The organism is Psychroserpens jangbogonensis, from assembly GCF_000797465.1.
Lineage (GTDB): Bacteria > Bacteroidota > Bacteroidia > Flavobacteriales > Flavobacteriaceae > Psychroserpens > Psychroserpens jangbogonensis.
This window is the reverse complement of the sequence record NZ_JSWG01000007.1, coordinates 69,307-82,876: the sequence shown is the minus strand read 5'-3', so window position 1 is coordinate 82,876 and position 13,570 is coordinate 69,307. Positions and strand designations below refer to the sequence as shown.

Annotated in this window: 15 protein-coding genes; all 15 read left to right on the top strand. The window is 31.7% G+C overall.

Annotated features, from left to right (window positions below; translation table 11 throughout):
• Window positions 1-123 precede the first annotated feature (123 nt).
• Window positions 124-1,668: a hypothetical protein gene (locus RH81_RS05655; RefSeq protein WP_033958906.1), complete on the top strand. Its 1,545-nt coding sequence runs from the start codon at window positions 124-126 to the stop codon at window positions 1,666-1,668.
• A 233-nt stretch (window positions 1,669-1,901) separates the two neighbouring features.
• Window positions 1,902-3,365 (top strand): serine hydrolase domain-containing protein, encoded by a 1,464-nt coding sequence (locus tag RH81_RS05650; RefSeq protein ID WP_033958905.1) that lies wholly within the window; start codon window positions 1,902-1,904, stop codon window positions 3,363-3,365.
• 146 nt (window positions 3,366-3,511) lie between these two features.
• Window positions 3,512-4,435, top strand: coding sequence for a hypothetical protein (locus RH81_RS05645; RefSeq protein ID WP_033958903.1), 924 nt, complete (start codon window positions 3,512-3,514; stop codon window positions 4,433-4,435).
• Window positions 4,436-4,476: 41 nt separating this feature from the next.
• On the top strand, window positions 4,477-4,932 hold the full coding sequence (locus RH81_RS05640) for an OsmC family protein (RefSeq protein ID WP_033958902.1): 456 nt from the start codon (window positions 4,477-4,479) through the stop codon (window positions 4,930-4,932).
• 11 nt (window positions 4,933-4,943) lie between these two features.
• Window positions 4,944-5,384: a nucleoside deaminase gene (locus tag RH81_RS05635; protein ID WP_033958901.1), complete on the top strand. Its 441-nt coding sequence runs from the start codon at window positions 4,944-4,946 to the stop codon at window positions 5,382-5,384.
• Window positions 5,385-5,463: 79 nt separating this feature from the next.
• Window positions 5,464-5,955, top strand: coding sequence for an RNA polymerase sigma factor (locus RH81_RS05630; protein WP_033958900.1), 492 nt, complete (start codon window positions 5,464-5,466; stop codon window positions 5,953-5,955).
• Window positions 5,939-6,595, top strand: coding sequence for a hypothetical protein (locus tag RH81_RS05625; RefSeq protein ID WP_033958898.1), 657 nt, complete (start codon window positions 5,939-5,941; stop codon window positions 6,593-6,595). Before RH81_RS05630 ends, RH81_RS05625 begins: the two co-directional genes overlap by 17 nt.
• A 114-nt stretch (window positions 6,596-6,709) precedes the next feature.
• On the top strand, window positions 6,710-7,162 hold the full coding sequence (locus RH81_RS05620; protein ID WP_033958896.1) for a DUF456 domain-containing protein: 453 nt from the start codon (window positions 6,710-6,712) through the stop codon (window positions 7,160-7,162).
• Window positions 7,163-7,272: 110 nt separating this feature from the next.
• Window positions 7,273-8,679 (top strand): alpha/beta hydrolase family protein, encoded by a 1,407-nt coding sequence (locus RH81_RS05615; RefSeq protein ID WP_033958893.1) that lies wholly within the window; start codon window positions 7,273-7,275, stop codon window positions 8,677-8,679.
• Between the two features lie 133 nt (window positions 8,680-8,812).
• Window positions 8,813-9,316, top strand: coding sequence for an STM3941 family protein (locus tag RH81_RS05610; RefSeq protein WP_152604792.1), 504 nt, complete (start codon window positions 8,813-8,815; stop codon window positions 9,314-9,316).
• Window positions 9,317-9,346: 30 nt separating this feature from the next.
• Window positions 9,347-9,904: a GNAT family N-acetyltransferase gene (locus tag RH81_RS05605; protein WP_052172432.1), complete on the top strand. Its 558-nt coding sequence runs from the start codon at window positions 9,347-9,349 to the stop codon at window positions 9,902-9,904.
• Between the two features lie 103 nt (window positions 9,905-10,007).
• A complete protein-coding gene (locus tag RH81_RS05600) occupies window positions 10,008-10,535 on the top strand; it encodes a GNAT family N-acetyltransferase (protein WP_033958888.1) in 528 nt (175 codons plus the stop codon).
• Between the two features lie 107 nt (window positions 10,536-10,642).
• Complete coding sequence (locus RH81_RS05595) at window positions 10,643-11,542, top strand: ATP-grasp domain-containing protein (protein ID WP_033958885.1); 900 nt, start codon at window positions 10,643-10,645, stop codon at window positions 11,540-11,542.
• Between the two features lie 15 nt (window positions 11,543-11,557).
• A complete protein-coding gene (locus RH81_RS05590) occupies window positions 11,558-12,289 on the top strand; it encodes a hypothetical protein (RefSeq protein ID WP_033958883.1) in 732 nt (243 codons plus the stop codon).
• A 103-nt stretch (window positions 12,290-12,392) separates the two neighbouring features.
• Entirely contained in the window at window positions 12,393-13,541 is a 1,149-nt protein-coding gene (egtB, locus tag RH81_RS05585; protein ID WP_033958882.1) for an ergothioneine biosynthesis protein EgtB, read from the top strand.
• Window positions 13,542-13,570 lie beyond the last annotated feature (29 nt).

Genomic DNA, 13,570 nt, shown 5'->3' with positions numbered 1-13,570 from the left:
TAAACATAACAACGTGTATAGTCCATTGCTGGTTTCGTTTGTACTCCTACTCGAAAAATCCTATGGTATTTCCTTTGGTTCGTTTTCTTTTAGTAATTTAACAGTTAATTTTTTAAATAAAATATGAAAGCAGCTATAAGAAATTTATTATGTTCTAATTTGTTGAGTATTATACTCTTCACTTCATTAACCTTTACAATCAGCTGTTCTTCAGATGATTCATCTAAAAATTCAATAATTCAAGTTTCACCAGATCTTAACGATGATGGTGAACTTAATATTTTAGTATTAGGAACAAGTAAATCAATCAATGAAAGTTCTGGTGCATTTGCATCAAATAAAATAGCTACAGAATTAGAAAACATCTTATTACAAGACGCTTCTATTAATTTAGAATTGAATATTGATTTTGAAGATATTTATAAAGAAAAAGTGGTTACTTATGGTTTAGGACAAGCTGGCAATGTATTCGATGCCGATTATTATTGCCATTCATTAATGCAATATTATTATTGGCCAGACAATCAATCAGAAAGACTAGCAAATTTAGCAGGCGAAGGTGCCCATAAATGGGATTATGTTGTAATAGGTGCTGATCCATATATTATAGCAAAATTACCAGGATATTATGCTTTAGGAGTAAATAAAATTGTTGCAAAAATTGCAGAAGGTGACGCTCAACCTTTGCTTTTAATGTTGTGGCCAAAAGATGTAGCCACTACAGCATCCATTGGTCATTTTTCCGAATACTCGCATCGCACAGCAGATGGAGCAAAAGTAACTGTTGAAACTATTCCTGCTGGTCGAGCTTGGGAGGCATTACCATCTACTAAAAAAGATGAAGACATTGAACATCCAACACCAAACGGTGCATATTTAGCAGCAGCATCAATTTATTCTCAAATACTCAATAAAAGCGCAAAGAAGTCTGACTATCAATATGATGATGAAATTGCTGAAATAGCATTAGCAACTAAAACTAGTGAAACAGATAATGTTCAATATACTGGAGAACGTTCTTTTATTTCTCCATTTAAAAGCTGTGATATTGATGATGATGTTCTGAATTACAACCATACTGGAACAAGTTCTGAAAACGGTATTTTAAATGGTTTACAATGGATAGTAGGACAATCAAACCGAACGCTTGTAAGTAATGGAACACCTCCTATTAATTTTAATTATGGAAGAGCAAATACAAATTTTGAACCAAATAAACGCTATAATATCGATCCTGCTCAGTTTGATTTTTCATTAGGGTTTCCAATGCAAGATAACGGTAACCATGGCAACACTTCAATGTTATACGGATTAGACAAACGTATTAGCGAAACCAATAATGGTACAGACTTAGGGACCGCTTTGTATATGGTTAGAAATGCAGAATTACCAAATGCACGTGCAATACCTATTCGAACTTTGTATGTCCAACTTAAAGAAGCTATTCCTTCACAATCTGCCTATAGCGACAACTGGCACATGCATGGAAATTTAGACAAAGCTTCTGCAGCTTATATGTACACATTATTAACAGGTGAATGTGTTTTAGGTGACGAACCACTAGATCAAAGTTCTGATGAATGGAATACGTGGACTGCACATAAAATCGGATATGAAACTGCATATAATTTAATGTATCTTAAAGGTATTGTTCCAGATTGTAACTAAGCAAAAATATATCATGAAAATGAACAAATTACTACTGACGCTATTAGGTGCTTTATTGCTTATATCTTTAAAACAAATCCGGCTCAAACATTAAAATAGAATTAAAAACTACACTATCAACGTGCATAGTCAGTTTCTCTTACCGCTTGTAATAAGAAATGTTCACAATAAATTAGGAAACAGTGTAACCTATCTAGATTTCTATTCGTCTTATTCAAAAATCATAAATCATAATGAAAAAAACACGTTTTGTCGTTTCGACAATTGCATTCGTACTATTGGGAATAGTAACTTCAAATGCTCAAAAAAAAATAAGCTCAAAAGAAACTTTTACAAAAATTGACAATTATTTAAGTCATGGAACCTCTAATGGTTTTTCGGGTGCAATTCTAGCTATTAAAGAAGGTGAGCTAATTATAAACAAAGGATATGGCTTAGCTAACAAGGACAATAAAACTCTTAATAACCCAAACACAATTTTTGACATTGGTTCTAACACCAAACAATTCACAAGTACAGCCATTATAAAACTAGCCGAATTAGGACAACTAAAATTAACTGATTCGTTAAGCAAGTTTTTCATAAATGTGCCAATTGATAAACAAGGCATTACAATACATCAATTATTAACACATTCTGCTGGTTTTTCAGAATCTATAGGACGTGACTTTACAGAAATTACACAAAAAGATTTTTTTGAGAAACTTTTCGCAAGTAAATTATTATCTGTGCCTGGAGAAGAATATTCCTATTCTAATACTGGATATAGCATTTTAGCAAGAATTATAGAATTAGCTTCTGGTCAGCCTTATGAAGCCTTCTTAAACGAGTATCTTTTTACACCAGCAGGAATGCTACAAACAGGATATCTTTTGCCTAAATGGGATACACAACAGATGTCACATGGATACAACAGGAACATAATAGAAACGGAGTCTACAATTAAACGTTATCAAGAAACTGGAGATATCAATTGGCATCTAAAAGGGAATGGCGGAATTAACTCTACACAGAATGATATGCTACTTTGGCACAAAGCTTTAAAAACGAATTTAATATTGACAGCCGAATCATTTAAAAACTTAACAACGCCTTATATTCCAATGAATTCTAAAAAGACTCATAGTTATGCTTATGGCTGGGTCGTTAATCATTCAATATCCAATGCTTTAAGAATATCTCATAACGGCTCTAATGGAACATTTTCACATTCTCTAATTTGGTATCCTGAAAAGGATTTATTTATCGTTTACTCAACAAATGCAAATAGTGAAAAAGTAGAAAGCATTGCTTATGTTGTTGCAAAAATAATTTTGGAGGAAAACTATTCCCCAAAACCAATAACCGATAATGTTTACTCATTTACAATGAATTATATAAAGCATCATTCAACAGATAAATCGAATGAGTTAATTACTCTACTTCAAGAGAATTACGCTGATAACTTTACAAATGCAAGTCTTTTAAATACAATTGGAAATCTACAATTAAGGTCTAATGAAAATTTAGATTGGGCATTAGAACTATTTAAAATAAATGTTCAACGCTATCCAGACGATGGCAATCTTTTCGACTCTTTAGGTGATGGATACAAGGCAAATAACTTAAAAGACGATGCTATAAAAAGCTACAAAAAAGCAATAGAGTTAGGTTATAAAGATTCACAGGAAAAGCTAACAGAATTAATTAAGAACTAGGATAACAACTATTGCCAGCGAAATGCAGTTGGTTCTGAGCCTTCTCCTTAATTTGACAGAATGTCCTTTACGCTGTTTCTTTTTGCTATCTTAGTGCGCACTGCATCGAGCCATTCATGAACACACTATAGCCAAATTGAAAACCTATGAAACTTATAGCTAAAATTAGATTAATAGTAGCATTGGGATTTTTAACTTCTTGTTTTGGTCAAAATAATGAAAAGACCATCTATTTAGCTGGATGGGAAGCTGAACTTAATGGAGATGAACAGTGCCATAAATTTCTAAAAACTCAAGTAATTGATAAAAAAACAGCAAACATAATTTGGTCATCAATAGAACTTGTCTTTAAGGATGATAAACTTATAAGAGCTTTCGATTTTGATGAAGGCAATAAAACTAAACGAGAATTGAATGAAAGGGAATTGAATTTTAATTTTGTTGATCTCAAACCAAATCAATTATATCAATTACATGCAAGTTCGACATCGAAAAGTTATTTAGGAGGAGAACCACCAGCTGAATTTACGATTCCAAAATTCGAATTTAATGCTCCATTTCAATATTTAGGAAAATTTTCCAAGTCAGATGATTTCTTTTCTTGGCTTCCATTTGACTTACATCTGGTTGCTCCTATATATTTAAATTTTGACAAACTATATGTTGATTACTCTGACCCAATGAATCCGAAAGTCATTAACTTGGAAGAATTAAAAGAAACAGATAATTCATATGATGACTTGAAACCCGATTCTGAAATTGTATTCAAAAAAGTACACTTTAAAGGAAAAAAAGCTAATGATTTTGGTTATGGAATGGGTCATACTGGAGTTCCTAGTTGGATTCAATATCCAGATATTCCATCCTCTCCAAAAAATAATAAGACAATGAAGTTCCTTTGCGAACTAAGAAGTGATATTGGAGTTGAAACTAAACGTACAAATGTAAAACCTAAAGAAGACTGGTATAAACAATATTTTGAACATTTAAATTTCTGGGGAGATGGAGACTTATATATATTTTTCGAACCTGAAAGTAAAGTTGCATGTTTTATAATTCAAAACAATTAGATTAAAACTGATTAAATTAAACTAGATAAATAATTTTAAATATGGAGAATTTACATTTGGAAACTTTCAAAGCTGAAGCTCAAGGAAATGGTTGGCCAACTAAAGTAGAAATCACGAATACAGAATGGAAACTTAAATTGGATGAGCCTATAGAAGATGGCGGAACAAATTCAGGACCAAATCCCATGCAATATTTTACAGCTTCATTAGCAGGATGCCAAAATGAACAAGCTCAAGTTGTTGCTGATGAACTCTCTATAAATATTGAGCAAATCAATATAAAGATTGAAATTGACCTTGATCTTTCTGGTTTTATGGGAACGTCAGATAATTCAAATGGAAGCTATAAGAATGTAAGACTTGATACAATCGTACATGGAGAGGCAACTAATGAACAAATCACAAGCTTAGGACAAAAAGTCGATGCTCGTTGTCCAATTCTAGCATTACTGCGCTCAAGTGGTTGTAACATTCAAAGTCGTTGGAGTAAAAAGTAACTATCATTATCATGGAAAAATTCATACAAGCAGCAATTAATGAAGCTCAAATTGGATTAAAAGAAGGCGGCATTCCAATTGGGTCTGTACTGGTGCATCAGAACAAAATTATTGGCAGAGGTCACAATCATCGTGTTCAAAAAGGAAGTGCCATTTTACATGGTGAAATGGATGCTTTAGAAAATGCTGGTCGACAACCTGCTTCTGTCTATTCTGAATGTACTTTGTACACGACTTTATCTCCTTGTTCAATGTGTTCTGGAACCATTTTACTTTATAAAATCCCTAAAGTAGTTATTGGAGAAAATCACACTTTTTTAGGTGAAGAAGAACTACTGAAAGAAAGAGGCGTTGAAGTTATTGTTTTAGACAATGAGGAATGTAAAAGGCTCATGAAAAATTTTATTGAAGCTAAGCCTGAACTTTGGAATGAAGACATTGGTGAAAAATAACAACATTATACTTTTTTAAAAATAATCTCAATTGCATGTAATAATTATTGATTTACACCACTAACTAAAAAAAAACAAATTGAGTAACGATTTTTATAAAACATCTATTCTACCGTTTTCTGGAATAATTATAAAACTTTGTCGAGGTTATACCAACTCGCAGGAAGATTTTGAAGATTATTATCAAGAAGTGTGTTTGCAAATTTGGAGGAGTAAAGATAATTTCCGTGAGGAATCGCAATGGAGCACTTGGATTTATAGGATTTCATTAAACGTTTGTTTGACCCTACTTAAGAAAAAGAAAAAGAAAGGTCAACATTTTGTCTCTGACTCCTTACCTGCTGAAGAAACTGAAGATAATTATGCGTTTTCAGACGAATCTTTAAATCTTTTATATGATGCTATTAGAAAACTATCAGAAATTGATAGAGCTATTATTATGCTTTATTTAGAAGAAAAACCATACAAGGAAATCGCTGAAATAATTGGAACCAATCCAAACAATATTGGTGTACGTGTAAAAAGAATAAAAATTAGATTAAAAAATATACTAGATGGAAAAATCAATTGAAAATATCTGGAAAGAAGGTTTTCTTAAAAATGATGCCTTAGTTGCTCCTAAAATAAACGACCTCTACAATCAAAAATCAATACATATTATTGATAAATTTAAAAGGATGTTTCGTATAAATTTAATTGCTATTGTTGCATTTGCATTTGTCTTTTTAATTGTAACATTTTTTATTGGAATACCTATAATGGGTATTATGTTTTTCGTAACTCTAATGGCACTCGTGATCATTAATAAAAAATTATTGAATGGCTTAGAGGAAATAGATAAAGGAAGCAATAGTTATCAATATCTAAAAGAATTCAACAATTGGATCAAAATGCAAGTCGCTATAAATAAGAGAATGTCAACATTTTTGTACCCAATTATGTTTATGTCCTTTATTTTAGGGTTTTGGTTTAAAGATTCTGAGGGATCTCTATTGGGAAAAAGGCTTGTAGACCATATAGTATTAAATTTTCCTGATTTGTATTTAATTTTTGGAATTCCACTTATAGGAATCGTCATTGTTGTTCTAATTTTAAGTTTGTTAGCCTATTTTGGTGGTAGAATATACAAATGGGATTTGAATCTTGTTTATGGAAGAGTCTTCAAAAAACTAAATGAAATATTAGCAGATTTAGAAAGTTTAAGAACTTAAACAGCCCTTATTAAGCCTTTTCTTACTTAGGTTTTTAGTTTATTCTTTTAAAAAAAATGTTTTACATGTAATATTTTTTGTTTTCAGCCACTAACCAAGAAAACACTAAATATTATGACAATAGTTAACACTTATACTTTTTTTGAAAAATTAAAGAACGAAACACATAAAAAATCTGAAATTAAGATTTATGAGAAATTTCTTTATATACTTTCCGAATTAAAAATTCGAGAGTTTACAGTAGACAAAATTCAATCTATTGAAGCAAAACTTGATAACTTAAATTTAAAATCAAATCCTGAGAACAGAAAAAAACATTACAGTAAAGGGTTAAAAGAGTTCGAAGACTATTTAAGAGAAAAGCATTCTTTAATTTCAATTGGATACTATACAAATATTGGAATATCAACTGGAGCTGCCTTCGGAACTGTACTTGGCGTTGTTTTGGGTATGCGTTTTGAAAAATCTTTAGGACTCTCAGTAGGAATTAGCATTGGTATGCTAATTGGATTATTTATAGGTCGTAACATGGATTCTAAGGCGAAGGCTACAGGTAATATACTTTAGCTCCATTCCGCAATAAAACTCTTCAATCACAACAATTATTAATACTATTTTTTTTAAGCACTACAGCAAAAAATAATTTGCTGAGGCATTTACAATTAAAATTCAAAACAATGAAAACAGTAATAACAACTACAATTCTATTAATATTCTCCATATTGAATATATTTTCCCAAGAACTACCAGGTGTATGGCATGGGAATGCTAAAACACCTGATAATAAAGAAATTCTCTTTGTCTTTCTCTTAGAAAAAAATGGAGAATTTTACACGTCAACAATGGCTATCCCAACCTTTAATGTTGATGGTATTAAACCTAAGTCAACGTCTTTTGAAGAAGGGACGTTATTAATAGATGCACCCGACTTAGGTATGAAATATGAAGGTATCTGGAATGAAACCACACATCAATTTGAAGGTAATTATAATGAAGGTAACGTTAAACTCGTTTTAAATTTAAAAAAAGGGAACCCTGAAATGCCTAAAATTAATAGGCCACAAGAGCCAACAAAACCTTACCCTTACCATGAAGAAAATGTAAAATTTGACAATATTAAAGCTGGTATTTCGCTTTCTGGAACGTTTACACGACCGTCAAAAAAAGGTAAATACCCAGTAGTTGTTTTAATAAGCGGTAGTGGGAGAACTGACAGAAATGGAAGCTCAGCAACACACAGACCGTTTTTAGTACTTTCGGATTACCTTACGCGAAACAACATAGCTGTATTACGTTATGATGATAGAGGCTTTGGAGAATCTACAGGTAATTTTAGTAAGGCCACAACAGCAGATTTTGCACAAGATGTATTAAGTGCTGTTCAATATTTAAAATCAAGAAACGATATCAACACGAATCAGATTGGATTAGTTGGACATAGTGAAGGTGGCATAATAGCGCCTTTGGCTGCCAATCAAACTTCAGACATCTCATTTATGGTGTCTATGGCCGGAACAGGTATTTCAGGAAGTGAAATATCAGTTATGCAATCTAAATCATTGAGGCCTTTTCCTGTTCCAGATGAACTAGCTTTTGAAAAAAATGTAAGAGAAGCAATTGAAATTGCAGCTTCTAACAAAGAAATTTTACAAAAAAGGAAAGAATTATTGGCGCATAATAATACTTATTTAACTCCCATTTTAAAGTCGTTAGGTGCCACAGAAGAAAATATCTCAGCATTTATCACAAAAGAAACCGATGGTGTTTTAAAACCTTGGAACACTTATTTCTTTAACTATAATCCTGCTGATGAATATGAAAAACTAACTATTCCAGTGTTGTCCTTAAACGGAAGTAAGGATGTTCAAGTTAATGCAACCGTAAATCAAAATGCGATACGAAATGCTTTAATTAAGGGGAATAATAAGAACTATAAGATTGTTGAGTTAGAAAATTTAAACCATTTATTTCAAGAATGTACAACGGGTAAAATGAATGAATATAAAGAGATAGAACAAACAATATCTCCAATTGCATTGAAAGAAATTTCTAATTGGATTATAGAGGTAATCCAAGCAAATTAGTAAATGTTTAAATAAAAAAATTATTCTCATCACTGTGCATCATTATTGTTATATTAATTTAGACCTTGCCAACGTAACTTTAACGTGCACTTAAAGAATGACCGAAATCAAACTATATAAATCAAAAAAAAAGGTGCTGAAATTATTTTTACTGGCTGCACCTTTAATTGCAGTTGGAATATGGATGATTGTTAGAAAAGATGCGAGTGAAAGTAATAGAATAATGGGCTGGATAGGAACTTGCTTTTTTGGTTTAGTAATTCCAGTTGGTCTTTTTCATTTGTTTGACAAAAGACCACAGGTAATCATAAACGAAATTGGAATTTACGATAGAACAACTCACAATGAATTTATAAATTGGGAAATAATAAAAGATGCTTATCCAATAAACATTTATGGTCAACATTTTATTTGTCTTTTAGTTCCTGAAAACTTTAGACCTTCTAAAAGGAAAAGCAAGTTTTATAAAAGTGTTGCCAAATTGAATGAGGAGAATGGAGCTCAAGAATTGAATATACAACTCGGACAATTGGAAATGGACACTTTTGAACTAACTGAATTTATAATTGCAATGACTCACGCTGAAAAAAGCAAAAAAGCGGTATTAATAAAAGCGTTGCCTAACAAACGAGTATAATTATTGACTTGCTAAACAAACACTATTAAATTGAAAAAAGATTATATTTTTAAATCTGAAAGACTTGGTTTTCGTAATTGGAATAACAACGACTTAGAAGAATTCGCGAAAATAAATGCCGACTCAGATGTCATGGAATACTTCCCGAAACCATTATCTAAAAGTGAAACATCTGATTTTATTGACCGATTGAAAAAACATTATGATAAAAATGGATACAACTACTTCGCCACCGAAGTTTTAGAAACTGGAGAATTAATTGGATTTATTGGATTAGCATTTCAAGAATATGAAACAGAATTTACGCCTGCAACAGATATTGGTTGGCGATTAAAACAAAGTTCTTGGGGAAATGGATATGCAACCGAAGGCGCTAAAAAATGCCTAGAATATGCGTTTAAAGAATTGGGTTTAGAAAAAATAATCTCAGTGTTTACTGAGAAAAATACCAAATCTGAAAGCATAATGAAAAAAATTGGGATGAAAAAAATCGGCGAGTTTATCCATCCTAAAATGAAAGATTATCCTGAGTTTGAAAATTGTATTTGTTACGAAATACATAAAACAACTTGGCAACAAATCGCCTAGCTTAAACTTCTTACTATGAATTGAAAGTACAATTGAATTTACTTTGATTCGGTTTCTTTTGTTAATTTAGTACTAAACAAATCATTTATAACCAATTCTTAGAATGGAAATTAACTTTCGAAAACTACATCCTAACGAATCAAATTCTTACAGAGAAATAAGATTACAATGTTTAAAGGATTATCCAAAAAATTTCACTTCAAATTACCAAGATGAAAAGGCAAAAGATAAATTATTCTTTCAATCATGTATAGAAAGTTCCAATGCAAGTAATTTTGTAATAGGCGCATTTCATAAGGATAAATTAATTGGTATTTCAGGTTTCAATAGGCATGACAGAAAAAAAACAAATCATAGAGGAATTATTATTCAAGTCTTTGTAGCACCTGAATATCAAGGAAAACATATTGGTTTGAATATTATAAAATCGACCTTAAATGAGGCTTTCAAAATAAATGGAATTGAGCAAATAGAAATTGATGTGATAACAATCAATAAAAATGCTGAGAAAATCTATGAAAAAATAGGCTTTGAACAATATGGTATCCAAAAGAACTTTCTGAAAATTGACAACGAATATTATGATCATAAAATGATGATAATATTCAAGAATCAATATGTAAATTCATAGCATAACTGTTCCTCTTTTAAAAACTATTTAGACAACTCATATAATTAACAATTTAGTTCTAACCTTCTCGTTTACTTTTACTAATTTAGTTGCTTAACCTAAACGAAATGATTACATACGATTGTGTAATTCTTACTGAACAACGCTATCTAAACGATTCAAAAACTGATGCCTATAAGCATAATGTTTATTTTGAAGATCGATTAGTTTATTATGCATTAGAAGAACTCGGACTCAAAACTTTAAGACTCGCTTGGGACGATATGTTTTTTGATTGGTCAACTACAAAATCGGTGTTATTCAGAACGACTTGGGATTATTTTGATCGCTATGATGAGTTTTCAGAATGGTTAGAAATTATTTCAAAACAAACAACTTTATTAAACTCTGAAGCTCTTATTCGTTGGAATTTAGACAAGCATTACCTTTTAGATTTGGAGAAAAATGGAGTGCAAATTACCGAAAGTCATTTTATAGAACAAGGTGTCAAAGTTTCTTTAACACAACTCCATCACATTTTAAATTGGAAAGACACAGTTTTAAAGCCATGTATTTCTGGTGCTGCAAGACATACGTACAAACTAAATCCAGAAAACTTAGAAGTTCATGAATCCATTTTTCAAGAATTGATTGCCAATGAAGCCATGATGTTGCAGCCTTTTCAATACAACATTGTAAGCAAAGGTGAAATATCAATGATGGTTTTCAATGGAGAATTTACACATGCTATGCTTAAAAAAGCAAAAGCGGGTGAATTTAGAGTTCAAGATGATTTTGGAGGAAGCGTTCACGAATATTCTCCTACTGCTTCTGAAATAGAGTTTGCTGAAACTTGCGTTAAAGCGTGTAATGAACTACCAATTTATGCTAGAGTCGACATTTTTGAAGATAATAATGGTAACCTTGCACTTTCAGAATTAGAACTCATAGAACCCGAATTATGGTTTAGAACTAATCCTGATGCTGCTAAGCTTCTAGCTCAAGCTATTAAACAAAAATTGAATTAAGACTAATCAGTTACCATGGCTAAGACATCTAGAGTAAAAAAAATATTTAAAATCATTGTTGGTGTCATCATTTTCATCACCTTACCTACGCTCCTATTATTCGGATTTATGTATTTCAAATACAATGAAGATTTACCAACAGGAACTCAAGGAAAAGCTGCAGATGCTTTGGCTATAAGAATGCTCAATGCTTTGAATTATGACGCTTATAAAGCCACAGACTATATTGAATTCACCTTTAAAAAACGTCACCATTTCAAATGGAATAAATCTAAAAACACTTGTGAAGTTTATTGGAAAAACATAAAAGTAGATCTAAATTTAATCGATCATAAAAAGAGTAAAGTGTTTATCAATGAAATAAGATACAACCAAGCTGATGTTAACGACTACATTAATAAGGCTAAAAGCTATTTCAATAATGATACCTTTTGGTTAGTTGCGCCTTACAAAGTCTTTGATGATGGCGTGGAACGAAGACTCGTAAAAACAGAAAACGATAATGAGGCACTTTTAGTGACCTATTCCTCTGGAGGATCAACACCTGGTGATTCGTATTTATGGCATTTTGATAACAGCGGAAAACCAAAAAGTTATCAAATGTGGGTTGATATTTTACCAATTGATGGATTGGAAGCTTCTTGGTCAGATTGGACTACTACTTCAACTGAAGCACAATTACCAACGTTTCATAAACTCTTATTTATAGGTTTAGAGATTGAAGATATTAAGACTGAAAATTTATAATAATCCTAACATTTATTCTTCAACACATGTAAGTTTTCTTACTTATCTTTGACTACAAGTCTATATCATTAAGATATTATTCTTAGGTTTCGGCAGTAGTTACATGAACAACACTTTAACTCTTTTTACTAAAACAAGATCGGTCACAGAACGTTTGTGTAAGCCGCTTCAAGTTGAAGATTACATGCCACAATCTGCAGAGTTTGCTAGTCCGCCTAAATGGCATTTAGCACATACATCATGGTTTTTTGAAGAAATGCTCCTAAAACCCTTCGCAAAATACTATCAGGAGTTTGATTCCTCTTTCGGATATTTATTCAATAGCTACTATAACAGTTTAGGACAACGCATTGAGCGTCAAAATAGAGGTTTGATTACACGTCCCAATATTGAAACTATTTATCAATATAGAGCACATGTGAATAAAGCCATGGTTCAACTTCTAGAAAGCTCAACATCAAATGAGATTACAGAATTAACTGTTTTAGGAATTAATCATGAGCAACAACATCAAGAATTATTGCTTACCGATTTAAAATATACATTTTCATGTAATCCGTTATATCCAAAATATTCAGACAGAAACTTCATCAATCAGAAAAATTCTGAAGCAGGTTGGATTGCAGTAGATGAAGGGATTTATCACATTGGCCACGATGGTAACGGATTTAGTTTTGATAACGAATTAGGTCAACATCGTGTGTTTCTAGAGCCTTTCGAAATTTCGAAATCGTTAGTTAGCAATGGAGAATATCTAGATTTTATAGAAACTGGAGGATATACAAGTTCAAAATATTGGTTAGATGATGCGTGGTCTTGGATAAATGAATATCACATTGAGCATCCACTTTATTGGATTAAAAAAGATAATACATGGTATCACTATACGCTTTCAGGATTGGAGGAAATCAATCCAGATGACATATTGAGTCATATCTCATTTTATGAAGCTTCAGCCTTTGCCTTCTGGAAAGGTATGCGATTACCAACAGAATTTGAATGGGAAGTGGCTTCAAAACAATTAGATTGGGGAAATCGTTGGGAATGGACAAATTCGGCTTATTTACCATATCCTCATTTTAAAACGGCAAAAGGTGCTGTTGGAGAATACAACGGAAAGTTTATGATTAATTTAATGGTACTTCGTGGCGCTTCGGCTGCTACAACAGAAAATCATAGTAGACCAACATACCGCAATTTTTTCTCACCAAATACACAATGGCAATTTTCAGGAATCAGACTCGCTAAATAATGTATGTTTTGCTTCCTAGTAATTAAATA

Excerpts from the sequence above, each read along its gene's own strand:
- RH81_RS05600 (WP_033958888.1), top strand. The coding sequence starts at position 10,008 with ATGGAAATTAACTTTCGAAAACTACATCCTAACGAATCAAATTCTTAC.
- egtB (WP_033958882.1), top strand. The coding sequence starts at position 12,393 with ATGAACAACACTTTAACTCTTTTTACTAAAACAAGATCGGTCACAGAA.
- RH81_RS05620 (WP_033958896.1), top strand. The coding sequence starts at position 6,710 with ATGACAATAGTTAACACTTATACTTTTTTTGAAAAATTAAAGAACGAA.
- RH81_RS05635 (WP_033958901.1), top strand. The coding sequence starts at position 4,944 with ATGGAAAAATTCATACAAGCAGCAATTAATGAAGCTCAAATTGGATTA.
- RH81_RS05645 (WP_033958903.1), top strand. The coding sequence starts at position 3,512 with ATGAAACTTATAGCTAAAATTAGATTAATAGTAGCATTGGGATTTTTA.
- RH81_RS05640 (WP_033958902.1), top strand. The coding sequence starts at position 4,477 with ATGGAGAATTTACATTTGGAAACTTTCAAAGCTGAAGCTCAAGGAAAT.
- RH81_RS05590 (WP_033958883.1), top strand. The coding sequence starts at position 11,558 with ATGGCTAAGACATCTAGAGTAAAAAAAATATTTAAAATCATTGTTGGT.
- RH81_RS05650 (WP_033958905.1), top strand. The coding sequence starts at position 1,902 with ATGAAAAAAACACGTTTTGTCGTTTCGACAATTGCATTCGTACTATTG.
- RH81_RS05655 (WP_033958906.1), top strand. The coding sequence starts at position 124 with ATGAAAGCAGCTATAAGAAATTTATTATGTTCTAATTTGTTGAGTATT.
- RH81_RS05625 (WP_033958898.1), top strand. The coding sequence starts at position 5,939 with ATGGAAAAATCAATTGAAAATATCTGGAAAGAAGGTTTTCTTAAAAAT.
- RH81_RS05595 (WP_033958885.1), top strand. The coding sequence starts at position 10,643 with ATGATTACATACGATTGTGTAATTCTTACTGAACAACGCTATCTAAAC.
- RH81_RS05615 (WP_033958893.1), top strand. The coding sequence starts at position 7,273 with ATGAAAACAGTAATAACAACTACAATTCTATTAATATTCTCCATATTG.